The sequence below is a fragment of the Pseudomonas sp. RGM 3321 genome (genome assembly GCF_022836805.1).
GTDB lineage: Bacteria > Pseudomonadota > Gammaproteobacteria > Pseudomonadales > Pseudomonadaceae > Aquipseudomonas.
In genome coordinates, this window is sequence record NZ_JALHBH010000113.1 from 119,645 (window position 1) to 145,703 (window position 26,059).

General features: G+C 58.7%; 23 protein-coding genes. 8 read left to right on the forward strand and 15 right to left on the reverse strand.

Translation table 11 applies throughout. The features are described 5' to 3' along the window. Positions 1 to 103 precede the first annotated feature (103 nt). The 3 genes from RGM3321_RS17000 to metE all read right to left on the reverse strand — a co-directional run bounded on the left by RGM3321_RS17000 (position 104) and on the right by metE (position 4,311). Complete coding sequence (locus tag RGM3321_RS17000; protein WP_244394034.1) at positions 104 to 751, reverse strand: DsbA family oxidoreductase; 648 nt, start codon at positions 749 to 751, stop codon at positions 104 to 106. Between the two features lie 81 nt (positions 752 to 832). Beyond that, positions 833 to 1,825 carry an alpha/beta hydrolase gene (locus RGM3321_RS17005; RefSeq protein ID WP_244394035.1) on the reverse strand — a complete coding sequence of 331 codons (993 nt, stop codon included), beginning with the start codon at positions 1,823 to 1,825 and terminating at the stop codon, positions 833 to 835. Positions 1,826 to 2,010: 185 nt separating this feature from the next. Next, positions 2,011 to 4,311 carry a 5-methyltetrahydropteroyltriglutamate--homocysteine S-methyltransferase gene (metE, locus tag RGM3321_RS17010; RefSeq protein ID WP_244394036.1) on the reverse strand — a complete coding sequence of 767 codons (2,301 nt, stop codon included), beginning with the start codon at positions 4,309 to 4,311 and terminating at the stop codon, positions 2,011 to 2,013. A gap of 106 nt (positions 4,312 to 4,417) precedes the next feature. On the opposite strand from metE, the gene metR reads away from it, so the two are divergent. Next, the gene (gene metR / locus RGM3321_RS17015; protein WP_244394037.1) at positions 4,418 to 5,335 is read left to right on the forward strand and encodes a transcriptional regulator MetR; all 918 of its coding nucleotides are present in this window, start codon (positions 4,418 to 4,420) and stop codon (positions 5,333 to 5,335) included. Between the two features lie 38 nt (positions 5,336 to 5,373). Here the strand turns inward: metR and RGM3321_RS17020 are convergent, their stop codons facing one another. The 3 genes from RGM3321_RS17020 to RGM3321_RS17030 all read right to left on the reverse strand — a co-directional run bounded on the left by RGM3321_RS17020 (position 5,374) and on the right by RGM3321_RS17030 (position 7,305). After that, a complete protein-coding gene (locus tag RGM3321_RS17020; protein ID WP_244394038.1) occupies positions 5,374 to 5,784 on the reverse strand; it encodes an NUDIX domain-containing protein in 411 nt (136 codons plus the stop codon). Next, positions 5,781 to 6,872 (reverse strand): D-alanine--D-alanine ligase, encoded by a 1,092-nt coding sequence (gene ddlA / locus RGM3321_RS17025; RefSeq protein ID WP_244394039.1) that lies wholly within the window; start codon positions 6,870 to 6,872, stop codon positions 5,781 to 5,783. Before ddlA ends, RGM3321_RS17020 begins: the two co-directional genes overlap by 4 nt. A gap of 151 nt (positions 6,873 to 7,023) precedes the next feature. Then, entirely contained in the window at positions 7,024 to 7,305 is a 282-nt protein-coding gene (locus tag RGM3321_RS17030) for a type B 50S ribosomal protein L31 (RefSeq protein WP_244394040.1), read from the reverse strand. 294 nt (positions 7,306 to 7,599) lie between these two features. Here RGM3321_RS17030 and RGM3321_RS17035 point away from each other — a divergent pair, with 294 nt between their 5' ends. Both RGM3321_RS17035 and RGM3321_RS17040 read left to right on the forward strand, forming a co-directional pair. Continuing rightward, positions 7,600 to 8,730 (forward strand): OpgC domain-containing protein, encoded by a 1,131-nt coding sequence (locus RGM3321_RS17035; protein ID WP_244394041.1) that lies wholly within the window; start codon positions 7,600 to 7,602, stop codon positions 8,728 to 8,730. Positions 8,731 to 8,840: 110 nt separating this feature from the next. After that, positions 8,841 to 9,506 (forward strand): hypothetical protein, encoded by a 666-nt coding sequence (locus RGM3321_RS17040; protein WP_244394042.1) that lies wholly within the window; start codon positions 8,841 to 8,843, stop codon positions 9,504 to 9,506. Between the two features lie 46 nt (positions 9,507 to 9,552). Here RGM3321_RS17040 and RGM3321_RS17045 read toward each other — a convergent pair whose 3' ends face one another. After that, complete coding sequence (locus tag RGM3321_RS17045; protein WP_244394081.1) at positions 9,553 to 10,302, reverse strand: hypothetical protein; 750 nt, start codon at positions 10,300 to 10,302, stop codon at positions 9,553 to 9,555. Positions 10,303 to 10,705: 403 nt separating this feature from the next. On the opposite strand from RGM3321_RS17045, the gene RGM3321_RS17050 reads away from it, so the two are divergent. The 4 genes from RGM3321_RS17050 (at position 10,706) to RGM3321_RS17065 (ending at position 16,196) form a co-directional block, all read left to right on the forward strand. After that, on the forward strand, positions 10,706 to 11,419 hold the full coding sequence (locus RGM3321_RS17050; RefSeq protein ID WP_244394043.1) for a hypothetical protein: 714 nt from the start codon (positions 10,706 to 10,708) through the stop codon (positions 11,417 to 11,419). A gap of 215 nt (positions 11,420 to 11,634) precedes the next feature. Further along, on the forward strand, positions 11,635 to 14,754 hold the full coding sequence (locus RGM3321_RS17055; RefSeq protein ID WP_244394082.1) for a transglycosylase domain-containing protein: 3,120 nt from the start codon (positions 11,635 to 11,637) through the stop codon (positions 14,752 to 14,754). An 87-nt stretch (positions 14,755 to 14,841) separates the two neighbouring features. Continuing rightward, the gene (locus RGM3321_RS17060) at positions 14,842 to 15,432 is read left to right on the forward strand and encodes a PadR family transcriptional regulator (RefSeq protein ID WP_244394044.1); all 591 of its coding nucleotides are present in this window, start codon (positions 14,842 to 14,844) and stop codon (positions 15,430 to 15,432) included. Beyond that, the gene (locus RGM3321_RS17065) at positions 15,429 to 16,196 is read left to right on the forward strand and encodes a siderophore-interacting protein (protein ID WP_244394045.1); all 768 of its coding nucleotides are present in this window, start codon (positions 15,429 to 15,431) and stop codon (positions 16,194 to 16,196) included. The genes RGM3321_RS17060 and RGM3321_RS17065 overlap by 4 nt, the downstream gene beginning before the upstream one ends. A 15-nt stretch (positions 16,197 to 16,211) precedes the next feature. Here the strand turns inward: RGM3321_RS17065 and RGM3321_RS17070 are convergent, their stop codons facing one another. Both RGM3321_RS17070 and RGM3321_RS17075 read right to left on the reverse strand, forming a co-directional pair. Beyond that, complete coding sequence (locus RGM3321_RS17070) at positions 16,212 to 16,868, reverse strand: Pr6Pr family membrane protein (protein WP_244394046.1); 657 nt, start codon at positions 16,866 to 16,868, stop codon at positions 16,212 to 16,214. A 53-nt stretch (positions 16,869 to 16,921) separates the two neighbouring features. Next, positions 16,922 to 17,149, reverse strand: a complete 228-nt coding sequence (locus tag RGM3321_RS17075) for a VF530 family protein (RefSeq protein ID WP_004658220.1) — start codon at positions 17,147 to 17,149, stop codon at positions 16,922 to 16,924. A 444-nt stretch (positions 17,150 to 17,593) separates the two neighbouring features. On the opposite strand from RGM3321_RS17075, the gene RGM3321_RS17080 reads away from it, so the two are divergent. Beyond that, positions 17,594 to 20,011, forward strand: coding sequence for a glucose/quinate/shikimate family membrane-bound PQQ-dependent dehydrogenase (locus tag RGM3321_RS17080; protein ID WP_244394047.1), 2,418 nt, complete (start codon positions 17,594 to 17,596; stop codon positions 20,009 to 20,011). 616 nt (positions 20,012 to 20,627) lie between these two features. On the opposite strand, the gene RGM3321_RS17085 is transcribed toward RGM3321_RS17080, so the two are convergent. Genes RGM3321_RS17085 through RGM3321_RS17110 form a run of 6 tightly spaced genes read right to left on the reverse strand, consistent with a single transcriptional unit; the run spans position 20,628 to position 26,040 of the window. Continuing rightward, positions 20,628 to 21,824, reverse strand: coding sequence for an extracellular solute-binding protein (locus tag RGM3321_RS17085; RefSeq protein ID WP_244394048.1), 1,197 nt, complete (start codon positions 21,822 to 21,824; stop codon positions 20,628 to 20,630). After that, entirely contained in the window at positions 21,821 to 22,828 is a 1,008-nt protein-coding gene (locus tag RGM3321_RS17090; RefSeq protein ID WP_244394049.1) for a GTP-binding protein, read from the reverse strand. Before RGM3321_RS17090 ends, RGM3321_RS17085 begins: the two co-directional genes overlap by 4 nt. Beyond that, the gene (locus RGM3321_RS17095) at positions 22,825 to 23,124 is read right to left on the reverse strand and encodes a hypothetical protein (RefSeq protein WP_244394050.1); all 300 of its coding nucleotides are present in this window, start codon (positions 23,122 to 23,124) and stop codon (positions 22,825 to 22,827) included. The genes RGM3321_RS17090 and RGM3321_RS17095 overlap by 4 nt, the downstream gene beginning before the upstream one ends. Before the next feature lie 22 nt (positions 23,125 to 23,146). Beyond that, positions 23,147 to 23,896 carry an SDR family NAD(P)-dependent oxidoreductase gene (locus RGM3321_RS17100; RefSeq protein WP_244394051.1) on the reverse strand — a complete coding sequence of 250 codons (750 nt, stop codon included), beginning with the start codon at positions 23,894 to 23,896 and terminating at the stop codon, positions 23,147 to 23,149. A 31-nt stretch (positions 23,897 to 23,927) separates the two neighbouring features. Beyond that, positions 23,928 to 24,689 carry an SDR family oxidoreductase gene (locus RGM3321_RS17105; RefSeq protein ID WP_244394052.1) on the reverse strand — a complete coding sequence of 254 codons (762 nt, stop codon included), beginning with the start codon at positions 24,687 to 24,689 and terminating at the stop codon, positions 23,928 to 23,930. A 10-nt stretch (positions 24,690 to 24,699) separates the two neighbouring features. Then, entirely contained in the window at positions 24,700 to 26,040 is a 1,341-nt protein-coding gene (locus tag RGM3321_RS17110) for an MFS transporter (protein WP_058400827.1), read from the reverse strand. Between the last annotated feature and the right edge of the window lie 19 nt (positions 26,041 to 26,059).

A 26,059-nucleotide genomic window follows, 5' to 3' on the forward strand; every position in this document is an offset into this window, starting at 1 on the left:
GTAACGCAGATCCGTGACGCAGAGCGTCACCCACTGCATTCCCACGCTGGAGCGTGCGGAACGATCGGTGCTCTAACGACACCGATCCTGCACAGGCAATACGTTACTTCGACTCGCTGAGCATCTGCCGGATCGCGCTGACGAACACTTCAACCGGCTGCCCGCCCGATACCGCGTATTGGTCGTTGAAGACCATGGTCGGCACTGAGGCGATACCACGGGATGTCCAGAGTTGCTCGGCTTCCCGGACCTCTGCGGTGTACTCGCCACTGTCGAGGATGGCCTGAGCACGCAGACGATCAAGACCGACCTTCTGCGCCACAGCTGCCAGAGTCTGGTGATCGGACGGGTCTTTCAGGTCACTGAAATACGCCTCGAACAGCGCCTGCTTCAACGCGTGCTGCTTGCCTTGCTGTTCGGCCCAGTGCAGCAGGCGATGAGCATCGAACGTGTTGTAGATACGTCGCTCGCCGCTGGCAAAGGTGAAGCCGAGTTCAGCACCGCGCTCACGAATCGTCTCGTGAATGCCTTCGATCTGTTCTGGCGTAGAGCCATATTTTTCGGCGATGTGCTCTTTGATGTCCTGCCCTTCGGCAGGCATGTTCGGGTTCAACTCGAAAGGCTGGAAGTGGATGTGCGCTTGCACTTCATCACCCAGCGCCTCCAGCGCCTGATCCAGCGCGCGCAGGCCGATGACACACCAGGGGCAGGAAACATCGGAGATGAAATCGATCTTCAGTGCAGTTGTCATGTCGGCCCTTCTCAGTCAGCTAATTCAATAAGCAAGGGCCATACGATACACCTCTGTCGGAGCCTGACAACCGGGCAGGCTTCACAGTTGAGCAAGGCTGCGACCGTCCTCATGTTGGGCTTTCAGGTACGGCAGCACCGCCCCGAGCAACGGTGCCTTGAAGGCTTCCTGAAAACGGTGCGCAAGCCCTGGAATCAGGCGCAGTTGACTGCCCTGAATGTGCGCGGCGACGTGCACACCGTGCATGACCGGCAGCAACGGGTCGGCAGTGCCGTGCACCACAAGCACCGGCAGGCGCAAGCGGTTGAGCAACTCGACACGGCTGGGCTCGGCCAGGATCGCCATGATCTGGCGTTTGACGCCTTCGGGATTGAACGCCCGGTCGTAGGAAACCGCCGCCTGATGCAGCAACTGCTCGCGATCATCCTTGACCTGCGGGCTGCCCAACGCCGCCAGCAAGTCAGCCTGCTGCTCCAGCGCCACCTCCCGGTTAGGCGCGCCACGACGCGCCAATAGCTGCAGCAGCGCCGCGTTGGGCATCGGCAAGCCCTGCGCACCGGAGCTGGTCATGATCAGCGTCAGGCTTTCGACCCGCGACGGGGCCAGATCGGCCAGGTGCTGGGCAATCATGCCGCCCATGCTCGCGCCAAGAACGTGAAACTGGCGAATCTGCAAGGCGTCCATCAGACCCAAGGCATCGTCGGCCATATCGGTCAGCGAATACGGCGCAGAGACCGGCAGGCCCAGCTTGTAGCGCAGCACTTCAAAGGTCAGGTTGGCATCGGCTGGCCGCTGTACCCAGGTCGACAGGCCGACATCGCGATTGTCATAGCGAATCACCCGATAACCCTGCTGACACAGCGCAACCACGACCTCGTCCGGCCAATGAATCAACTGACCGCCCAGGCCCATGACCAACAGCAAGGCAGGGTCGGACTCACTGCCGATACTCTGGTAGGCAATGCGTACTTCCTTGAGGTCAGCGAGCTGTACAGGAACATCGACATCACAACGATTGGCCGCAAAAGACGGCAAGCCGCACAGAAGCGCGGCCAGAAAAATTAAAACCCGCATGAAAAACACCAAAAAACAGAACCCCAGTAAGCCGCGAGTCTGATGATGTTTTGCCAAGCGCGCTGCCACAGTTACGTGACAATTTGATGAATGGCGCTGAGTGGTAGGTGCAGCCGCCGCAAGCGGTAAACCTCAAGCTGCAAGAAAGGACGAATCCACTTGCAGCTCAAGATCGGTGTCAGCCCCTAAAGCCTCAGTTGCCTGGCGGCCGCGACCATGTTGATCAGTGCGGCTTCGGTCTCTGGCCAGCCGCGGGTCTTGAGGCCGCAGTCCGGGTTGACCCACAGCCGCTCAGCGGGGATGCGTCGTGCCGCCTTGGCGATCAGGCTAACCATTTCGGCGGTTTCCGGAACACGCGGCGAATGGATATCGTAAACGCCAGGACCGATGTCGTTCGGATAGTCGAACGCTTCAAAAGCGTCCAGCAGTTCCATGTCCGAACGCGAGGTTTCAATGGTGATCACGTCGGCGTCCATGGCGGCAATGGATTTGATCACGTCATTGAACTCGCTGTAGCACATGTGCGTGTGGATCTGGGTTTCGTCCCGAACACCGCCAGCACACAGGCGAAATGCAGCGACGGCCCAATCCAGATACTGCTGCCACTGCGCCTTGCGTAACGGCAAACCCTCGCGAAAAGCTGCCTCATCGATCTGCACGATCCTGATACCGGCTCGCTCCAGATCCAGCACCTCGTCACGAATCGCCAGCGCCAGCTGTTGCGCCTGAACCTCGCGTGAAACGTCTTCGCGCGGGAAGGACCACGTCAGCATGGTCACCGGTCCCGTCAGCATGCCTTTCATGGTCTTGTCAGTGAGGCTTTGCGCGTAACGGATCCAGTCGACAGTCATCGGCCGCGGACGGCTGAGGTCGCCAAAGATGACTGCCGGTTTTACGCAGCGCGAACCATAACTCTGCACCCAGCCAAAGCGGGTAAACAGATAGCCGTCCAGTTGCTCGGCAAAGTATTCGACCATGTCATTGCGCTCGGCCTCACCGTGGACCAGCACATCCAGGCCGAGGTTCTCCTGAATCTGCACCGCATGACGAATCTCGTGGCGCATGGCGTCGGTGTAGTCATTGAGCGACAACTTGCCCTGCCTATAAGCCTGACGCGCCAGGCGAATCGCCGACGTCTGCGGGAACGAGCCGATGGTGGTGGTCGGAAACGCTGGAAGCTGCAAGCGTTCACGCTGCACCTCGATGCGCTCGGCAAATGCTGAACGGCGCTGATGATCAGCGGCGGTCACAGATGCCAGACGCGCCTGCACCTGCGGGTTATGAATGCGCGATGAGCGGGCACGGCTGGCCTGGATATCGCGGCTCTGTGCCAACGCATCAAGCACTTCGGCAGCCTGTGGCTCGTTCAGCGCGTGGCTGAGAATGGCGATTTCTTCGCTTTTCTGCACCGCGAATGCCAGCCAGTTTTTAAGCTCCGGGTCGAGCCGGTCTTCACGGTTCAGGTCGACGGGGCTGTGCAACAGCGAGCAGGAGGCCGCCACCCAGAGGTTATCGCCAAAACGGGCATGTGCCTGCTGCAAGGCTGCCAGCGCAGTCTGCAGATCACAGCGCCAGACATTGCGCCCGTTGACCACGCCCAATGACAACACCTTGTAGGACGGCAGACGATCAAGCACCACCGGCAGTTGCTCCGGCGCGCGTACCAGATCGATATGCAGGCCATCCACCGGCAGCGTGGCAGCCAGACCGAGGTTGTCTTCAAGGCCGCCGAAGTAGGTGGCAATGAGCTTTTTCAGCGGGGAATACTGCAGGCTGTGATAGGCGCGCTCGAATGCGGTTTTCCACTCCTGTGGCAGGTCCAGGGTCAGGATCGGCTCGTCTATCTGCACCCATTCCACGCCTTGCGCGGCCAGACGCCCAAGAATCTCGCCATATACCGGCAACAACCTGTCCAGCAGTTCCAGCCGGTCAAAACTGTCGCCTTTGGCCTTGCCCAGCCACAGGTAAGTCAACGGCCCAATGAGTACCGGCTTGACCTTGTGGCCCAGCTCATGCGCTTCATCGACTTCCTCGAACAGTTGCTCCCAACTCAGTTGGAAACGCTGGTCCTGAGTGAACTCCGGGACGAGGTAGTGATAGTTGGTGTCGAACCACTTGGTCAGTTCCTGGGCATGCTGCGTTTTGCCTTGAGACGCACCGCAGCAATTGCTCGCTCCGCGCGCCATGGCAAACAATGTGTCCAGCGTCGGCAACCCGGCGGCGTCCCGGGCATGAGCGAAGCGCTCCGGGATGACCCCAAGCGTCAGGGAGTGCGTCAGCACCTGGTCGTACCAGGCGAAGTCGCCAACCGGCAGCAGCTCGATGCCGGCATCTTTTTGTACCTGCCAATGGGTCGCGCGTAGCTGACGACCAACGGCGCGCAGGCCAGCCTGATCAAGATCGCCTTTCCAGTAAGCCTCCAGGGCTTTTTTCAATTCACGATCTGCGCCAATGCGCGGAAATCCAAGGTTGTGGGCCAGGGCCATAGTGCGTCCTCCATAAAAGATGGCGCTATTGTCGACAGCCGACACAACATGAGACAAACTCATTGTTTTCGTGATGGTCACAAATTTTATTCATGGAGCGCTGACGGTGCTTGAAATACGCCACCTCAAAACCCTGCACGCCCTGCGCGAGGCCGACAGCCTTGTGGAGGCCGCCGAACGCCTGCACCTGACGCAGTCGGCGCTGTCCCATCAGTTCAAGGAACTGGAAGAGCGCATGGGCATGCCGCTTTTTGTGCGCAAGACCAAGCCGGTGCGCTTCACCAGCGCCGGTTTGCGCCTGCTGCAACTGGCCGATTCCATGCTGCCGCAACTGCGCAGTGCCGAGCGCGACATTGCCCGTCTGGCAGGCGGCACGGCGGGACGGCTGCACATGGCAATCGAGTGCCACAGCTGTTTTCAATGGCTGATGCCGACCATCGATCAGTTCCGCGATGCCTGGCCCGAGGTCGAGTTGGACCTGTCTTCCGGCTTCTCGTTCGCGCCATTGCCGGCGCTGGCGCGTGGTGACCTGGACCTGGTGGTGACGTCCGACCCGCTGGAATTGCCCGGCATCACCTACGTGCCGCTGTTCACCTATGAAGCGATGCTGGCGGTGGCCAATCAACACGCGCTGGCGAGCCGGCCGTACATCGTGCCGGAAGACCTGATCCCTGAAACGCTGATCACCTACCCGGTGGAGCGCGACCGACTGGACATCTTCACCCGTTTTCTGGAGCCCGCCGACATCGAGCCCGCACAGGTGAGGACCTCGGAGCTGACAGTGATGATGATGCAACTGGTCGCCAGCGGCCGCGGGGTCTGTGGCATGCCGCACTGGGCGCTGCATGAATACAGTTCACGCGGTTATGTGAAGGCCAAACGGCTGGGCGAGAAAGGACTTTTTGCGACCCTGTATGCCGGCATTCGCGCCGACATGCTCGACGCACCGTACATGCGCGACTTTCTGTTGACCGCCAAGGACACGTCGTTTTCGACGCTGGACGGGGTAAGCGTGGTTCGCTGACAGTGTCGTCCTGTGCCAAGGCACAGGACGACACTGGTTCAGTTGGCTGGAGTCTGCCGCTCGCGGTACAACGGCAGGATCAGGTCGCGTGTCAGCGGAGCCAGATGCACATCCGCAAGACTGTCTGCGCCGACCCACATTACTTCTTCGATCTCGGCAGCAGGCAAAACCTGGGCATCAGTTCTGACCTCGTAAAGCTGACAACACACCTCAAAACCCGGCTCATTGGCAGCCGGTGCAGCGAACTCGCCGAGAAACAGCGCCTGCTGCGGATCGATGACCAGCCCGAGCTCTTCTTCAAGCTCTCTGGCCAGCGCCAGCGGTGCGGGCTCGCCAGGCTCGATCTTGCCGCCCGGCTGCATGAATGCCTGAGTGTCGCGCTTGCGCACCAGTAACGTTCGGCCATCTGCGCCGATCAGCAACGCTGCCGCAATGTTGATGACCTTCATGCAAAAATGTCCCTTTTCAGCAGGCGCGATTCGTCCGCACGCTCCAAGGCCAGAACGATCAGGCGATGGATCAATTCGGCATACGACAGACCGCTGGCCTGCCAGAGCTTGGGGTACATGCTGATGGAGGTGAAGCCGGGCAGCGTGTTGACCTCATTGATGATGATGTCGCGACCTTCGGTGACGAAGAAATCGACCCGTGAAAGCCCTGCGCAGCCCAGCACCTTGTAAGCCTGCAACGCGACTTCACGCACCTGATCACTCAGATCGGCGGGCAGCTCGGCGGGGATGGCGATGCGCGCCTGATCGCCGTTCAGGTACTTGGTGTCGTAGGCGTAGAACTCGTCGTTGGCAATCACTTCGCCACAGACGCTGACCTGCGCATCGAAGTTACCCAGTACGGCGCACTCCACTTCCCGGCCGACGATGCCCTGCTCGATCAGCAGCTTGTGATCAAACTCGAAACCCAATGCCAGTGCAGCCGCGAAACCAGCTTCGTCAGACACTTTGCTGACGCCCACCGACGAGCCTTGGTTGGCCGGTTTGACAAACATCGGCAGCCCCAACTTCGTGGTCGCATCGGCGAACGACAGGGTCTCCCCACGGCTGAGCACCATGAACGGCGCGACAGCAATGCCTGCATCGCGCAGCAGACGCTTGGTCACGTCTTTGTCCATGCACGCCGCCGAGGCGAGTACGTCAGCGCCCACAAACGGAACGGCCAGCATGCGCAGCACGCCTTGCAACGCACCGTCTTCACCAAACGCGCCGTGGATCAGCGGAAATACCACGTCGATAGCTGCCAGCGGCTTGCCTGTCTCGACCTCGACAAACTGGCCGCCAGTGCTGCCAGGCAACAGCGACAACTGCTTGCCGGATGCACTCAGTTTGATCCGCGCAGGATCATTGGCATTGAGCAGGTAGTCGGCCTCGTCGAAGCGTAACCAGCGGCCCAGCTTGTCGACACCAATCAGGGTCAACGCATAGCGTTCACGATCAATCGCATAGATCACGTTGCGTGCCGACTGCAACGAAACCTCATGCTCGCTGGATTGCCCACCGAAAACGATGGCGACTGACTTTTTCAAAGCGGTTACTCCTGTTTTTCAGGCCGCGAAGATAAAAGCAATGTCGACTGTTAGTCCAGCAGATGATTGGCCGTGCGCCTGAAATTCAGGCAAAAAAATCCCGGTGATGGGCAATCCATGTGAAATGCCCATCACCGGGAGGTAAGACAGCTCATTGAGCCGCTGCGGTTTCTTTCTTGCCGCCAGAGCCGAAGGTGGCGAAACGCTTGTTGAAACCCGCGATCCGGCCTTCGTTGGTGGTCTTGCGCTGCTGCCCGGTGTACATCGGGTGCGAGGCGCTGGACACGTCGAGCGCGACATAAGGATAGGTGTTGCCGTCGGTGTGCTGCTGCGTGCGGTCTGTGTCTACGGTCGAGCCGATCAGGAAGTACACGTCGGCAGCGGTGTCGTGGAACAGCACAGTACGGTAAGCAGGATGGGTGTCGGGTTTCATGGTTAGCTCTCCGGTGAGTTGACTGCAATCGTTATACAGTAACATAATAGAAGATGAGAATGATTGCTGTTGATTGCCATCATTGGTGAGGTTGATCGAACACGCACATGGCGCCGCTGTCGGCGTGAAGCCACCGTAACGCCTGAGCCAGAGACATTCTGTAATAGCGCGCCTTTGCAATCGGGCCAAATTAACGCCACCCTGCCGCGCCGCCGAACGTCACTGGTCGCTGGCCTGGAACCTGAGCCCGTGTGGCCGATCTTTACTCATTAGCACTTTCAAGAGTTCACCGTTATGAATAACGGACGCGATCATCGAATCGACTTCTTTCGCGGCCTGGCGCTGATCTTCATATTCTGGGATCACGTGCCGGACAACCCTCTGGCGCAACTGACCGTGCGTAACTTCGGTTTCAGCGACGCAGCAGAAATCTTTGTTTTTCTCGCCGGCTACGCATCGATCCTGGCCTACGGGCGCATCGCCCGGCGCGAAGGCATGCTAGTGGCTGGCGTGCGGATCCTGCGCCGCACCTGGGTGCTGTATGTGGTGCACATCTTTCTGCTGACCTTGTTGATGGGCATCGTCTTCGTCGCCAACAACCATGTCGAAACCCGCGACATGGTCCAGCAGATGGGCCTTGAATACTTCGTCGGCAACCCGCAGCAGGCATTGGCCGATGAGCTGCTGCTGCGTTTCAAACCCAACCTGACCGATCCGTTGCCGCTGTACATCGTCCTGCTGCTGACCCTGCCCCTGACCTTGCCGTTGATGCTGCGCAAACTGGAACTGGCGGTCGGCCTGTCGATCGCGCTGTACCTGATGGTGCCGTTATTCGGCTGGAACCTGCGTGCCTATGAAGGCGGTGGCGTGTGGTACTTCAACCCGGTGGCCTGGCAGTTGCTGTTCATCCTCGGCGGCGCCTGTGCATTGCGCAGCGAAACAGCCACAACTGCTGTGCAACCTCCGTTGCGCCAACAGCCGCTGTTCCTGATGGCCGCCGTCTACGTGGTGATTGCCGGAATGCTGACCTTCAGCGAAAAATGGCCCGGCCTGCACAGCGCGCTAGTCTCGACCCTGCACCTCGACGCCTTGTACCCCATCAGCAAAACCGACCTGGCACCCGCGCGCCTGCTGCACTTCCTTGCACTGGTCTACGTCGTCGCCCGACTGCTGCCGACCTCAAGCACCTGGCTCGAAAACTGGCCCGCCCGCCAGACCTGCCGCATGGGCCGTTATTCGCTGGAAGTCTTCTGCCTGGGCGTATTGCTCGCGCCACTGGCAGACATGGCAAATGCACTGGCAGGTGATACATGGCCTATGCAGGTGACTACCGCGATTGTCGGGCTGGGCTTGATGATGCTGATGGCCAATGGGCTGGAGTTGAATAAGCGGCTGGGAAAATCGCCCCGCCTGTTAACTACTTGAGAACAGCGTCACGTTTGCACGCCCTCTCGGAAATGTCCTACTGGTTTATCAGGCCAAGTTTTTCAGAAACTGGCCGCTATTCGGTATGAGACCAAAGGGAGGGCAACATTTTGAACATTAATGGCATTCCGAATCAGGCAAACACCCTGCAACAAACGGCGCTGATACCTGGCACCAAAAATGGCGATCCGACAGAAGATGCTGGCTTGGAAAAGGCCATTGCATCCGAAGCAAAAAAGACAGAAGAAAATGTATTTTATGAATACCAAAAAGAGCCGTGGTTGTTGGAGTCGATCAACGAGCACATTACAAATCGGCTTGACTACGTAGCGCATAAAAAAATAGTCGACGTACTGGAGCTTGCGTTGATAAATGTCACCTACGACAGTTTTCGTAAAGACCTGCAAGAAACGCACCCCGAAATCGCAAGTAAAAAATTTGGTTTTACACTGAACGAAAGCGCATCCATCAAGATAATTGACTACGATAACAGCCTGACTGAGAATGACAAATCAGTGCTTACCCATGCTATCAACGGGTTCAGAGAGTTCAAAGAGCAAATACAGCAGCACGCAAAGACGGTCATGACCTTGGTTGACCATGATCATGAAACATTTGGTGGTCGATATAAACTGGACATCAGTAATTTTCAGGATGTGATCGATTATGGCAAGATCATGAGCACCAGCGTGCAAAAAATGCAGGACGAATGGATACAGCAAGTCCAGAGCAATGCTGAAAAGCGAGATTTTTCCTATATTTCTTTGGCGGTATGAGAAATCAGACTGGCGAGACAAACGGCTCGCCAGACTGAGCTGAATGTTAACTACGAGGAGCGACAGTTCGCAGAACGGTCTGTGTACAGATATGCCCCATGTAAAAAATATGAGGGGTCGCTGTCATTGGTCCCAATGAAAAGTTGTGTACGGTGTAGCCAGCAACTTTATAGTGACTTCTCCATGTATTGAAACCTCTTTGTGCGTGCACAAAATCTTGGGCCTCCACGCCACCGTAACAGCGTCCAAACTCGATACGCTGAGAAGCAAAGCCGGTAGCATCACTGACTACAACATGCTCAATTGAAGGTTCTGTTTTACCAAAACTCAGGTCAAGAATCGCCATACCGCCTTCCAAGGGCGAGCCTTTGGTGTCGGTAAATCTCGCCTCAAAAACAGCTTCTTTATAAATCTGGGTGGCCAACCAGTCAGGATTGGTATACCCACTTGGAATCCTTATCACACCCGGCTCGTCAAGCAGTTCGTAGCTTTTTAGAACAGGGTAGGAACCAAATCTGACGGTGTATGGGAGAGTGCTCCCTACTAACGGGTTTCTTGGCGTGATTCTGACAATCACCTCTGCCTCGGGAATCAGATTTGTAAAAACCTTGGTCTCAAGTGTCTGAGCAACCCACTCACCATTTTCGTAATACTCGGTCTTCCACTCGTTAGTGACCGGGTCACCAACAGGCGCATAGAGCAGTACAATTTGCCCACGATGCGACACAAAACCGTAGTAGTGAACAGGATGTTTAACTGTCAACGTATCTGCTACCGAGTGCAGCTTATCCAGCATGACGGTGAATCTTGGTTCGGAAACTTCTTGAACAGCTTCAGCCAAAACGGTCTCGCTGGTTTCGTTAGTTGATGCACCGACCGGATCCTCACTACCTGTATTGGCGTGAGCGCCGGACGCCGATGCCAGTACCACGAAGATAGAAAACAAGCAAAAACCAACACATTTTTTCCCATAAATATTCACAGATACTCTCGCAGATTATGCAGAGGCAGGTTGCCACTGACAAAATCGACGTAATAGAGAGCCGAACACTTAGTCAACCATCATATTGAAATTAAGGAAATCTCCTACAAAAACAACCACCACCTACAGCCTAGGAAATATCCTACACGCTTATCAGGCAAAGTTTTGCAAAAGCCTGCCGTTAGATAGCTATCACTAACACCAAAGAGCGCCTAGCATGTATATCAACCCCTTGGCTTTTTCATTACAAAATCAACAGCGCACTCTCTTAGGCTCGCCACCCCTCAATTCATCTGCTACTTTGCCGATCAATGTCCCTCTGGCACATGATAAACCGCGTGACCCGAACGCTGAATTCTATAAATCCGAGGAAACACCTTGGTTTTCCAGCTACAAAAATTCGGCGGCAGGACGCGCTATTTTAGAGAACATGTCCGAAAAGGAAGCAAAAGATATCCGAGGCAGGTACCTGGAAAACTACATTAAGGATTTTGACCAAACCATATGCCGTATGTACGACAATTTCCACGATTTCAAGCAGCAGCTTTTTTACCTCAATACTGAGCTGTCAAAAAAGCATTTCGGCTTCACGCTGGGCTTTAATCAGGACATTCAGGTGACCGACCCGGACGAGGTTCTCACCCCGGCAGAGTTCACGTACCTGACCGAAAAGCTGAACGAACGTCAACAACTGAAAGAAGATCTGCGTGCGCACGCAAAAATCGTGATGACGCTACTCGACCATTACACGGAAAAATTCGGCGATCAGCACACGCTCAACCTTGAGAATTACAGCAAGGTCATCGACTACGGACAGATCTTCAGCCGCAACCATATTGGTAACTTTATGGACACGATTATCTACCAGATCGAGCGTAACGCGCCGAAGCGTGAGGAGGAGCCGAAACCTTTGGTTGATGTGCGCATTTGATTCAGTCAGATACGCCGGATTAACTCATAACGCATACCGGCCTGACGTGTCGGTATGCGAGTCATGACGCAGCTAGTTTGGGCGCAAGCACTCTCATGACGCTCATCGCCACTGCGCGCCGTCCGCCTCGAAAACCACCACACAATTCCCCCACATTCCCATCCAGCGTCTAAGCTTGGGTCAGGTGCGTTGACAGGATGACCGGACAATCGACTATGGGCGTATTTCGGCATTCCGATAGCAAGCATGAAGCGCTGTCAGCTGACCGCCAGGATGACCCACGCGCGCCAAAGCATCCGCGTCGCAAGCGATACGGGTGGCGGGTGTTTTGGGTGATTGTGGTGCTGGCCTGCATTGCGCTGGGTGTTGCAATAACCGTGGAGAGCCGCAGTTCAAGGCTGCAGGCGCGGGAGTTCAGCCGCTTTGCCGCGAGCCTGAGTTATTCAATGCAGCCTGGGCCGAGCCATGACGTGGTGTATCCCGGTGACGGGCCGTTCGACAGGCGCCTGGGTTATTCGTCGCTGGACGAGTTCCTGCAGCGCCTGCTCAAGCGCGATTATGTGATTACTCGCCAGACCCGTTTCTCTCCAGAGCTGATGCGCTACGTTCAGCATGGCTTCTTCGTGCCTTACGAGGAAAAAACCCAGGCTGGCCTGTCGATCACTGATTGCCGAAATGAACCGTTGTATGAGTTCAGATACCCACAACAGTTTTACCCGACCTTTACCGCTATTCCGCCACTGCTGGTGAACAGCCTGCTGTTTATCGAAAACCGCGACTTGCTGGACCCGCAGCAACCTTTGGCCAACCCGGCAGTGGACTGGCCACGCTTCGTGAAGGCTGCGTGGTCGCAACTGGCGAAGATGTTCGCCCTCCCCGGCCAGTCGGCTGGCGGCAGTACGCTTGCCACTCAACTGGAAAAATATCGCCATTCACCCGACGGGCTGACGCTGTCGGGTTCAGAGAAGTTGCGGCAGATGATTTCCGCCAGTGTGCGGGCTTATCAACCGGGGGCCGAGACCCTTGCGGTGCGCCAGCGGGTGGTGCGTGATTACCTGAACAGCGTGCCGTTGTCTGCGGTGCCGGGGCACGGTGAGGTGCATGGGCTGGCCGAAGGGTTGCGGGTTTGGTTCGGTGTGGATTTTGCCAAAACCAATGAATTACTGGCATCCAGCCCGACTGACAAACAGCGGCTGGCCGACAAGGCGCTCGCCCTGCGTGAAGTGCTGTCGCTGGTCATTGCCCAGCGTCGTCCGTCGCACTACCTGGCCAAGGGTCGCCTGGAACTGGCGGACCTGACCGACAGCCACATACGTCTGCTGGCCCAGGCCAATGTCATTGATCAACCACTGGCCGATGCCGCGTTGGCAGCCCAGGTCACCTACCGCGACTGGGCGCAGCAGCCGACCATTCAGCCCATCGAAACCAACAAGGGCATCAGTGTCGCGCGCACTCGTCTGTCGAACCTGCTCAATCGCCCGCTGTACGACCTGGACCGTCTTGACCTGTCGGCCACCAGCACCTTGCACGGCGATTTGCAGCGCAGTGTCAGCCAGTACCTGCGCGATCTGGCTGACCCTGAATTCGCCGCCAAAGTCGGTTTGCTGGGCGAGCGTTTGCTGACGCCTGCCAGCACCACTCAGGTGCGCTACAGCTTCACGCTGTTCGAGCGCGGCGCCGATGGCTCGCGCGTCAGGGTACAGACCGACAGTACCGATCAGCCGTTCGACATCAATGAAGGCAGCAAGCTGGAGCTGGGCTCGACGGCCAAGATGCGTGTGCTGACCACGTACCTGGAAATCATTGCCGAGCTGCATGGGCAGTATGGGAACCTGAGTACCGCGCAACTGCGCAAAGTGCCTGTCGAAGAACCTGACCGGCTGACTCGCTGGGCAGTGGATTACCTGCTGATGAACAAGGACCGTGATCTGGCGAAAATGCTCTCGGCCGCACTGGACCGCACCTATTCGGCCAGCCCGGCAGAAGCGTTCTTCACTGGTGGCGGCATGCACCGCTTCAATAACTTCCGGCGTGAGGACAACGAGCGCATTCCCACCCTGCGTGAGTCGCTGCGTGAGTCGATCAACCTGCCGTTCATTCGCCTGATGCGCGATGTGGTGCGCTACAGCACTTATCAGGCGCCCAACAACAGCGCCGAGTTGCTCAAGGATGACGACAACCCGCGCCGTCAGGAATACCTCGCGCAGTTTGCCGATCGCGAGGGTACGGTGTTCCTGCTGCGCTTCTGGAAACGCTACAAGGAAAAGACCACCCAGGAACGCCTTGATACCTTTCTGGACGGTATCCATCCTACGGCCATTCGCTTGGCTGCCGTGCATCGCTACCTGTTGCCTGGGGCTGACCAAACCACGTTCAACGCATTCATCCGTGCGCATCTGGATGAGCCGAAAGCAACCTCGAAGCTGACCGACAAGCGTCTTGCCGACTTGTACAAGGGCTATGGACCGGGGACTTACGACTTGCCCGATCAAGGCTACATCGCCCGCGTCCACCCGCTGGAGCTGTGGCTGGTGGGCTACCTGCTCAAACACCCTGAAGCACAATTCAAGGACGCAGTGGCCGCCAGTCGTTACGAGCGTCAGGAAGTCTACGGCTGGCTGTTCAAGAGTCGGCACAAGGGTGCGCGCGACAGTCGAGTGCGGACCATGATGGAGGTCGAGGCGTTTCTGGATATCGAGCAGCGCTGGCAGCGCGTGGGCTATCCGTTCGACCATCTGGTGCCATCGCTGGCAACGGCTATCGGCAGCTCGGGTGATCGCCCGGCGGCGCTGGCCGAGCTAATCGGCATTATCCAGAACGATGGCATCCGTTTGCCGCCCGTGCGCATCGACAGTCTGCATTTTGCCGCTGGTACACCTTACGACACCGAACTGACCATCAACCCGGAGCTGGGCCAGCGCGTGCTGCCATCAGAAGTTGCCGCGGCAATGCGCGAAGCCTTGTCGCAGGTGGTGGATGGCGGCACCGCCAAGCGTGTGCAAGGCACCTTCAAGATGCAGGACGGCAGCGTGCTGGCGATGGGCGGCAAAACCGGCACGGGTGATAACAGGATCGAGAGCATTGGCGCAGGCGGACGCATTCTCAGTTCCAGGGCGATCAACCGCACGGCGACCTTTGTGTTTTATATCGGCGACAACCACTTCGGCGCATTGACCGCGTTCGTGCCAGGGCGCGCCGCCGAAGGCTTTCGCTTTACTTCGGCGCTACCGGTGCAGGTACTCAAAGGCATGGCTCCGATCCTGACACCGTACCTGGAGAATCATGGGCAGGCGATGTGCAATGCCCCACTTCCCGACCCACCCAAGGGTGCCTGACCGTTAAAGACCGCTCGTCTGCCGACTCTGTGAATACATTTAGATATATCTTAAGGTATATCTAACGTGTAACCAGAGATCAAAAACATGCGTGAAGACAAACACCCTCCCCACCACCGTCCGCCGCATCTTCGTGAAGCAGGTGATGACCGCGACGGTTTTGAAAAACGCCCGGGCCGTGAACGCGGTGGACGTGGTCCTCGGGTTTTCGCCCCTGGCGATCTGAAATTGCTGCTGTTGGCGTTGATCGCCGAACAGCCGTCCCATGGCTATGACCTGATCCGCAAGATCGAAGGTCTGTTCGATGGCGCGTACTGCCCCAGTCCCGGCGTTATCTACCCCACCCTGACGTTTCTTGAAGAAAGCGAAATGGTGGTCGGCGATGCCCAGGCCGGCAAGAAGCTCTACACCGTGACCGACGCAGGTCGCCAGTCATTGCAGGATCAGGCAGTGGCGCTGGAAGGTGTGCGGATGCGCATTGATGTCAGCAAGCGCTCATTGCGCGGCCATGATCGACCGCCGGAAATTCATGAAGCTGTGCATAACCTGCGCCACGCGTTGCAGATGCACCACGGCCGCTGGACCCCGGAAGAGATTCTGCGGGTCAGCGAGTTGCTCAACACCACTGCCAAGGCCGTTGTCGACGGACCTCAACCTGCGTCGGAGGCAAGCGTATGAATTCGCCACAAGCAATCCATCGGGTCATGCATGAGATCAAGCGTCGCAAACTGAAAGTGTTGCGGGTCACAGAGCTGACTCCGCTGATGCGCCGCATTACCTTGCAGGGCCCGGAACTGGCAGGCTTCATCAGCCTGGGCACAGACGACCACGTCAAACTGTTTTTCCCGCAGACAGCGCAAGAACAGGCTGCCCTGGAAGACCTGACCGCTACCAGCGACAAGGACGCACCACGTCCGCCGATGCGCGATTACACCCCGCGTCGCTATGACGAAAGCAGCGGTGAGCTGGATATCGACTTCGTTCTGCACGGCGAAGGCCCGGCTGCCACCTGGGCGGCTCAGGCTGAACCGGGGCAATTTCTGCACATCGCAGGGCCAAAGGGTTCGATGGTAGTGCCGGACATGTTCGACAGCTACCTGCTGATCGGCGATGAAACGGCGATTCCCGCCATCGCTCGACGCCTGGAGTCGCTGCCCGCCAACCGTGCTGCGCTGGTGGTGGTCGAAGTGGCCAACCCGCAGGAACAGCAGGTGTTCGAAAGCGCCGCACAGGTCGATGTGATCTGGATTGTACGCGGCGAGCAGAGCCTGGTGGACGTCACACGCCGCCTTGAAATGCCCGAGGGCAAGCTGTACGCGTGGGTCGCGACCGAATCCGCGCTGTCACGCAAGCTGCGCCGTGTGCTGCTCGATGAGTTCGGCCTGCAAGAGGATTTCGTCAAAGCCGCTGGCTACTGGAAGCTGGACGGCACTGAAGAGTAGGCAAGCCTGGGCGACTCACATCGTGCGACGAGCCGCCCATTTGTCGACCCCAAGCAGCAACAGTCCAACGAACAAGAACCCGAGCAGCACGCCCAGCGCGTTGATGAATGCCTTTGGAAAACCGATCGTGCCGACATCAATGAACGGATAAAGGTAGTCACCAAGCATGTGGCCACGCAGCAGGACATAGGCGAAGTAGATGACCGGGTAGATCGCCCAGAGCGGCACATGGCTCAAGCGCAACGCGCCTTTGGGCACGTACAGCCACCAGTACAATACGAACGCCAGCGGCATTATGTCGTGCAGCAACTCATCGGCCACCCACTGCCAGCCTTGCGGGTGCCACAGATGGCGCAACAGAATGTTGTAAGCGATGCCCACCAGCGCAATGCTCACCGCAATACCGCCACACACCACAGGGTGCCTGAAAAAACGGTGGCCTGCCGACTGCCGCGACGTCAGGGCACAACTCAGCGCAACGGCTGCAAGGGTGTTGGTCAGTACGGTAAAGAAACTTAAAAACCGCACTAGCCCGCCCAGCAGACTGGCGTGATCGGCATAACGGCCAATGAAGATCAGGTACAGCTGTATAACCAGCCCCGACCAGCCTAGGCAGGCTGCAGCAAGGGTGTAATAGCGCTGTCCCTGCGCAGTTGAGTGTTCGCGGTGCATGAATCGTTATCCTTGAGTTCCAGCGTCCATGCCGGGCTTTTCTGGCGGGCCTGTTACCAGCCCTTGCCGCGATGCAACTTCACATACAGCGCTTCAACCTTTTCACGCGCCCAAGGTGTCTTGCGCAGAAAAGTCAGACTGGATTTGATGCTTGGATCGCTTTTGAAGCAGCGAATGTCGATACGCTCGGCCAGGCCGGACCATTCGTAATGTTCGACCAGAGCCCTGAGAATCTGCTCCAGCGTGACGCCGTGCAGCGGATCGGAATTGGGTGTTGTCATGATGAGCCTTGAAGCTGATGAAGAGGGATAACAGCCTGAACAGCTTTCTGGAACGCGCTGGTCTTCCCGAAAAGTCTGCCATTGTAAGCGCCGCGCTTTCATAAAACACAGTCGACTTGAGGCACTGTTGCCGACCTTGCAATGATCCATGTCAGGTTTATAGCTTTTAGAAAAATCGTTAGCGTCCTATCATTGCGCGTTTAAGGACTTCAGGTTTCCTTTCTGAAGAGGCTCCGCTGAATAAACACCTATGCACGAATTCGGGCGGCAATGGTCTACGAATCAATGACCGGGCCGCGCTGAATGGGCAACCGTGCTCTGTGTGACGTTGAATTCGACCGTCGGTGATTCGTTTCAATAAACAGCCTCAAGGAATGCTGCCAGGGTCGGCGGCGTACATGAAAACAAGATATCAACTACTTACTTCTCGCGGAGATTCGCATTATGAGCACTGACAGTGCTTCAAATAGAAATCGCCTGTTGCCGACCCTGCTCGGGCTGGTGATCCTGTTGATGGGGCTGGCCTTGCTGGTCGGTGGTGCCCGACTGCTGCAACTGGATGGCTCGTTGTATTACCTGCTGGCGGGTATCGGTTTTGCCGTGACCGGCGTGTTGCTGATGACCGGCCGTGCTGCTGCACTTGGCCTGTATGCACTGCTGCTGTTCGCGAGCACCGTATGGTCGTTGTGGGAAGTCGGTCTCGACTGGTGGCAATTGGTACCACGCCTGGCGCTGTGGTTTGCTCTGGGCATCGTCCTGCTGCTGCCGTGGTTCCGCAAGCCATTGCTGCGCAATGGCCCGGCGCGCTTGGGCACTGGCGCATTGAGCGTTGCTGTCGTGCTGGCCGGTCTGACCGCGCTGGCGAGCCAGTTCACCAACCCTGGCCGTATCGAAGGCCAACTGGACCGCGAAACTGCTGGCACCACCAACACCGCTCCGGCCATGCCTGACGGCGACTGGCAGTCCTACGGCCGTACCGCATTCGGCGACCGCTACTCGCCTCTGGCACAGATCACCCCGGAAAACGTCAACAAACTGGAACCGGCCTGGACCTTCCGCACTGGCGACATCCCTGGGCCGAACGACCCGGGGGAAACCACTGCCGAGAACACCCCGCTCAAGGTCAACGGCATGCTCTACGTGTGCACGCCGCACAGCCAGGTGATCGCGCTTGATCCGGATTCGGGCAAGGAAATCTGGCGCTTTGATCCGAAGCTCAGCACCCAGAACGCGAAAAACTTCAAAGGCTGGGCGCACATGACCTGCCGTGGCGTCACTTATCATGACGACGCAGCCTATGCAGCCAGCGCCCCGGCACAAAGCCCGGCACCACCGGCCACAGCCAGTGCCACCTCAAGTGCCTGCCCACGCAGAATCTTCCTGCCGACTGCCGACACCCGTCTGATCGCGCTGAACGCCGATACCGGCAAGATGTGTGAAGATTTCGGCAATAAGGGTTCGGTTGACCTGACGGCCAACATGGGCACGTTCGCACCGGGCGGCTACTACTCCACCTCGCCACCAGCAGTGACCAAGGATCTGGTGATCATTGGTGGCCACGTGACCGACAACGTTTCGATGGACGAACCGTCCGGCGTGATCCGTGCGTACGACGTGCACACCGGTCGTCTGGTCTGGAACTGGGACAGCGGCAACCCGGAAGAAACGGCTCCGATTGCCGACGGCAAGATCTACACGCGAAATTCGCCGAATATGTGGTCCATGTTCAGCGTCGATGAAAAGCTGGGCATGATCTACCTGCCGATGGGCAATCAGACGCCGGACCAATGGGGCGGTGATCGTACCAAGGAGTCCGAGAAGTACAGCGCAGGCCTGGTTGCACTGGACATCGCGACCGGCCGTGTACGTTGGGACTACCAGTTTACTCACCATGACCTGTGGGACATGGACGTGGGCGGTCAACCGACGCTGCTGGACATGAAAACGGCTGATGGCGTGAAGCCTGCTGTATTGGCGTCGACCAAGCAGGGCAGCATCTATGTGCTGGACCGCAGCACCGGCAAGGAAATCGTGCCGATCAAGGAAGTACCGGTTCCGCAGGGCGCTGTTGCAGGCGACTGGACTTCGCCGACTCAGCCCAAGTCCGACCTGAACTTCATGCCGCCGCCGCTTAAAGAGCGCGACATGTGGGGCGTGACGCCGTTTGACCAGATGATGTGCCGGATCGACTTCAAGTCGCTGCGTTACGACGGCCCGTTCACGCCGCCATCGTTGCAGGGTTCGATTGTGTATCCGGGTAACTTCGGTGTGTTCGACTGGGGCGGCATCTCTGTCGATCCGGTTCGCCAGATCGCCTTCGTCAATCCGAACTACATGGCGTTCCGCTCCAAGCTGGTGCCGTCTGCCGAAGTTGAAGGCGGCCCGGGCCGCAAGAGCGAAACCGAAGGCGTGCAGCCGAACAAGGGCGCACCGTATGGCGTGATTCTGGAAGCACTGCTGTCGCCAATGGGCCTGCCGTGTCAGGCACCGGCATGGGGTTATGTGGCGGCGGTCGATCTGACCAACCAGAAAACCATCTGGATGCACAAAAACGGCACCGTGCGTGACAGCTCGCCGATCCCGATCCCGCTGACCATGGGTGTTCCAAGCCTGGGGGGTACATTCACTACCGCCAGCGGCCTGGCCTTCATGAGCGCCACGCTTGACCAGTACCTGCGTGCTTATGACGTGCGTAACGGCAAGCAACTGTGGGAAGCCCGCCTGCCAGCAGGCGCGCAAACCACACCGATGACCTACACGGGCAAGGACGGTCAGCAATACGTGCTGGTCGTGGCCGGCGGTCACGGCTCACTGGGCACTAAACAGGGTGACTACGTGATGGCGTTCAAACTGCCGAAGTGATGCATTAGTGCGGTAAATGAAAAGCGGCTACCGAGAGGCAGCCGCTTTTTTATTACCATTGAAACCTTGATCTCGGCTGCATTTGCTACCGGACAAGGCTGTAGATCTGTGACGCGGAGCGGCACGAAATGCATGCCAACGCAGAGCATTGCCACGATGGTGTTCTCGCGGAAGTGCCCTGCCGGAACAGCCCTTCCAGACGATTATCGTTCCGCACGCTCCAGCGTAGGAAAGCCGTTCCTCTGCGTCCGATCTTGAATATGTGGTGCGGCGCAGATCTGTGACGCGGAGCGGCACGAAATGCATGCCAACGCGAAGCATTGGCACGATGGTGTTCTCGCGGAAGTGCCCTGCCGGAACAGCCCTTCCAGACGATTATCGTTCCGCACGCTCCAGCGTAGGAAAGCCGTTCCTCTGCGTCCGATCTTGAATATGTGGTGCGGCGCAGATCTGTGACGCGGAGCGGCACGAAATGCATGCCAACGCGGAGCATTGGCACGATGGTGTTCTCGCGGAAGTGCCCTGCCGGAACAGCCCTTCCAGACGATTATCGTTCCGCACGCTCCAGCGTGGGAATGCCGTTCTGGACGCTCTGCGTCCGCTCTTGAATGCGTGCCTAACGCGCTTTGGCGCTGCTTTTGCCACTGGCGCGCAGGATGTCGTTCCAGCGGCGGACCAGGTAGTTGTGTTCGTTCATGACCGAGTTCCACACCGCGATGTGGCCCATGCGTTCCTCGTAGGAACCGCCGTCACGGATCTCTCCGGCGTCGATCAGTGGCAGGCCGTCGCTGCCGAGCAGTTGCTCGCGGGCAGGCAGACCGGCGTACCAGTAATCCCATTCGGCGGCGCTCAGATGATCACGACTGCGCGCCGGATTGCCGATGTAATACCCCTGCCGTGCCATTACTGCGCCCGGCCAACCGGACAGCCACCAGTTCAGGTAGGCGTAGGCTGCATCCAGCACCGGGCCTTTGGCGTGGCGCGATAAAGACAGCCCGCCGAACCAGCCGCGATAACCCTCTTTGGGCACTGCCACACGGTACTTCACACCTGCGCGGTGCAACCTGACCAGGGTCGGTGACCAGAGGCTCTGAATGTCGATGGTCGGGCTGAGCATAAGTTCGGCAGCTTCTTCGTCGCCTGACCAGAACGCGCCAAAATGCCCTTGCTGCTGTTTACGCACCAGCACGTCGGCCAGCACGTCGATTTCTTCGATGCTCATGTTGCCGATGTCCTTGAACGCCGCCAGTCCCGCGCCCTGCACGGCCAATGCGGCATCCAGAGCGCCGATGGCAGCATCGCTCTGCAAGGCGATGCGCCCACCCCACACAGGGTCGAGCAGCCAGCCCCAGCTTTCGTCAGCAGGGCTCAGCCCATCCGGCAAACGCTCGGGGCGATAGGCAAAACTGTCGGCGTTGTGGGTCAGCGGTAACATGCTGATGCGCTCGGTCACCGTGCTGCCAAGGCTGCCGTCGTGCTGCACGAACAGGCGCTCGCTGGGCACGCTGCCGCTGCCCGGTTGATCGGTGGGCCGTAAACGACCGCGCTTGGGCAGGTCGTTAATCTCGTGCCACAGCGCAATACGCCGCGTGTCGATGGGTTGAATGGCCCGCGCAGGCCAGACGAAATCGACGTTATGAAACCACTGATCGTAAAGGTCGTAGCTGTCGGGCTGCATGACCGCAATACGTTGCGCGGTCTGCACGTCATGGATCTGGTAGATCAGCTTGATGCCCAGTTCCTGCTCGGCCCGCTCACGCAAGGACTCCAGTAAGGTCACAGACGTACCCAGCACACGCAAGGTAATGGTCATGCCGCAGACTCGCGGAGTGACGGCGCGAAGCTGCTGGAAAACACTTCAAATGAACGGCGCAGCAACTCGGGATCAAGACCGCGCAGGATGAACACCAGCCGGGAAGTACGATCCTCTCCTGGCCAGGCCGAAAGATGCACCGGCGCATGCAGGCAATGCTGCACACCGTGAATCACGATGGGAGCCTGGTTGTCGTTCACGTTGAGCAGTCCTTTGACACGGAGGATTCGTTCACCGTGGCATCTTAACAGCATCGACAGCCACACCCCGAAACCGACCCAGTCCAGAGGCCGCTCGAACGTCAGGCAGCAGACTTGTGCATCCCCATGCCGAGCGGAGGTCGACGACACCCTGTGCAGTTGCCAGCGCGTCACTTCAGCGGCCGGTTCTTCGCTGCGCATGCCCTCGCCCAGCAACAGTTGATCGCCACTGTGGATCTGCGCCGCATCCCGCAGCGGCGCAGAGAAATTCAACGCTTGCAGGTGCTGACGAAGCGCGTCCAGTGCGGGCTGATCGACCAGATCGGTCTTGCTCAACAACAGCCGGTCCGCCGCCGCGATCTGAGCCAGCCACTCCGGATGCAGACGCTCTTGCAGTGTCGCGTGGCAGGCGTCCACCAGCGTGACGATCAGGCCGATATGAAAACGCCCGCGCAGTTGCGGGTCATTGCTCAGCGTGGTCAGAATCGGTGCCGGATCGGCCAGGCCGGTGGTCTCCAGAATCACCCGGCGAAACGCTGGAATCTCGCCGCGATTACGCCGCTCCAAAAGACCAAGCAGCGCATCTTTCAATTCCCCTCTGACGGTGCAGCAGACACAACCGCTGGGCAGCAGAACGGTATCCGGAGCAACATCTTCAACCAGCAGATGATCGATACCGACATCGCCGAACTCGTTGATCAACAGCGCAGTTTCGCCCATGTCTTCATCGGCCAGCAGGCGTTTGAGCAACGAGGTCTTGCCGCTGCCGAGAAAGCCGGTAATCACATTGAGGGCAATGCTCATGATGGCCTCTGCAGATGGTCGAGCAAACGGGAGTCCAGCGGGTCGAGCGGGCGACCAATCAGTGACTCGGCTTTCTGCCAGAGCTGCTCCAGGCCGGTCGCCAGTTCCTGCTTGCCGGTAGCCCCCAGCAGAAGGTAGGAAACGCCCTGAAAGTCCTCGACTTTGAGACGAAACGGCGCCACGACCTTGTTGATCGCGGCAATACGCCGCAAACGCTCACGCCGCCGGGGCAGCTCGGCAGCCAGCGGGTCGCTCCAGTGCACGTCTTCGCCCAACAGCCCGCACAATCCACACATCAGGTGTTCTCCAGCAGTTTGCTCATGGCATGACATCGCCGGAATTGGGGCCAAGCGTCTGGCCGACAAACAGGTTGCCACCCGGCTCGCTGGCCAGCAGCACAGCCACCGGCGCAACTTCCTCGGCCAGACCGAAACGCCCCAGCGGCAACTCTGCGGCCTTGGCGGTTTTCCACGCGCTGCTGATCCCGGCGACCAGCGGTGTTTCGATAGGACCGGGAGCGATAGCGTTGACCAGCACGTTGTCCTTGGCGACTTCCAGCGCCAGGGACTTGCTGAAGCCGATCACCCCGGCTTTGGCAGCGGCGTAATGGGTCAGCTCGGCACCGCCTTTGATGCCCAGTTGCGAGGCGACATTGATAATGCGCCCCCAACGCTGGGCAATCATGTGCGGCAAGGCGCGCTGGCTGGCCACGAATACGCTGGTAAGGTCGACGCGCAGCATGTCGTTCCACATCTCGATGCTCAGGTCGACGCAACGTGCCTGGGTCAGCATGCCAGCGTTATTGACTAGAATGTCGATGCCGCCAAAATGCTCGACGCAGGCATCGACACTGGCCTGCGCACCCTCGACGATGCCGACGTCGGCCACACATTCGTGCACCTGTGCGCCGAGCTGACGACAGCGTTCGGCAACCTTGGCCAGATTGACCGGATCACGATCGCCCAGCACCAGGTGCGCACCTTCAGTCGCGTAGGCAAGCGCGATGGCAGCACCAATGCCGCTGCCTGCACCGGTGATCACCGCACGTTTTTGTTTGAGCTGTTGCATGGGTCGGGTTCCTTGGTTGAATTTGCGCGATCTATCCCGGCCAGCGCACGGTCAGGCCGCCGTCGATCACGATGCTTTGCCCGGTCAGGTAACTGGCTTCGTCGCTGCACAGAAAACGTACCAGCGCAGCGACTTCGTCCGCTCGGCCGACTCTGCCCAGCGGGATGGCTTTGGCCGCCTGCGCCAGACCCTCAGGGCCCAGCGAGTTATTGCTGTCCAGCGACTGCGGCGTTTCGATCAAACCGGGAATCACCGCATTGCAGCGGATGCCCTTGGGCGCCAGCTCCACCGCCAACGAGCGACACAGCCCTGGTACGCCCGCCTTGGCGGCTGCGTAATGGGAATGGTCCTGCCAGCCGTAGACACCACCGGCAATCGATGAGATCGCCACCAGCGAACCGCCCTCGCCCATATGCCGGGCGGCGGCGCGGAAAGTACGCATCACACCGGTCAGGTCGACGTCGAGCATTTCGTCCCAGCGTTCGTCGGTCATTTCCAGCAACGGCGCACGACGCAACAGTCCGGCATTGGCCACTGCGTAATCGATTCGGCCATAGGCCTTGATCGCAGCCGCGGCCAGATCGTCGACCGACTCGGTGCTGGTCACGTCCAGCGGCAGCATCAGGCATTCGCCACCCGCCGCCTCCACCAGCCTGCGGGTTTCATTCGGGTCATGCGGGTCAGCCGGATAGAACCCGCCGGCCACCGCCACACCGTTGCGGGCGAAAGCCACTGCCAGCGCCTGGCCGATGCCGCTGGCGGCACCGGTTACTACTGCAACTTTACGAATCATGTGTTGCTCCTCATTTCACGGTTTCAGGCCGCACATGCCTGGCCGCAAACATCAGTGCACCCGACAGGAAGCAAGGCAGCGCGCCGAAATACAGCGCCGAGGTCTGCCAGTCTCCGCCCGCACTCAATACCGACGTGGCACCAAAGCCCGCGACTACAGCACCGAGCGGGCCCATGGCGTGAATGATTGCGCCGCCCGTTGCACGAATGCTGGTCGGGAAGCTTTCGCTGATGAAGAACAAGGCCGCCGAGTAAGGGCCGATCAGGAAGAACAGGCCAAGGCTGTACAAGCCAACGACCGTCACCATGTTGCTCGGCCCGTAGAGCATGCCGGCGAACGCCAGACCACCCAGCATCCAGCCAAGACCGATCACGTTACGACGACCGATGCGGTCCCCCATCCAGCCGTGACACAGGTAACCGCAATAACCCACCAGGTTGGACAGCACCAGAATGATCAGCGAGTTCTCGAACGAGATGTGGTGAACGCTGACGATCACCGTCGTGCCCAGCACGCTGAACACTTGAATCGCTGCCCAGTTGAGCAGGATCGCAGCACCGATCACCAGCGTGGCGCGACGCGAAGAACCCCGGAAGGCAGCACCGATGCCCGCTTTGCTGTGCTCGTCGTAATCGACCCCATAGGTTTGCGCCACAGCCTGTGCCTGGCTCACGTCGCCTTTCTTGCGCAGTTGGGTGATGCGTTGATGGATCTGGAACTGCGGGCTCTCTTTGAGCTTGCGCGCCATGATCGCGATGACGATGGCCGGGATGGCCGCGAACACGAAGCAACCCTGCCAGCCAATGATCGGCAGCAGCACAGCGGTCAGCCCTGCTGCGATCAAAGCGCCGACCGGCCAGCCACCCTGCACCAGGCTGTAGATGAAGCCACGGCGCTTGGCCAGACGCGGGTCGTCGGATGCCGCGTAGATTTCGCTCAGATAGGTCGCGTTGACCGTTTCTTCGGCATAACCCAAACCGCCCAGCGAACGAATCAGGATCAGCGGGGACTTGCCCCAAGATCCGCCGATGGCCGTGAGCGCCGAGCAGATCGCCGAACCGCTCACGGTGAAAATGATACCCACGCGCCGTCCCAGGCGATCTACCAGCGGACCGATGGCAAGTGCCACCACCGCTGTGCCGACCGCGACCCAGGTCGCGATTTCGGCCTGTTCGACCTCACTCCAGCTGAAGTGCCGACCGATCTCCGGTAACAGCGTGCCAAACAGAATGAAGTCATATACCGCAAACACCCACGCGAAAAACGCAATCCATGTGGCGAACCGTACTTGCTCCGGAGTCAATTGCTCAGGTTTCCAGCCGGTCAGGTCGAGCTTGTTGTAAATGGACATGAGTGACGCCTCGGACAGG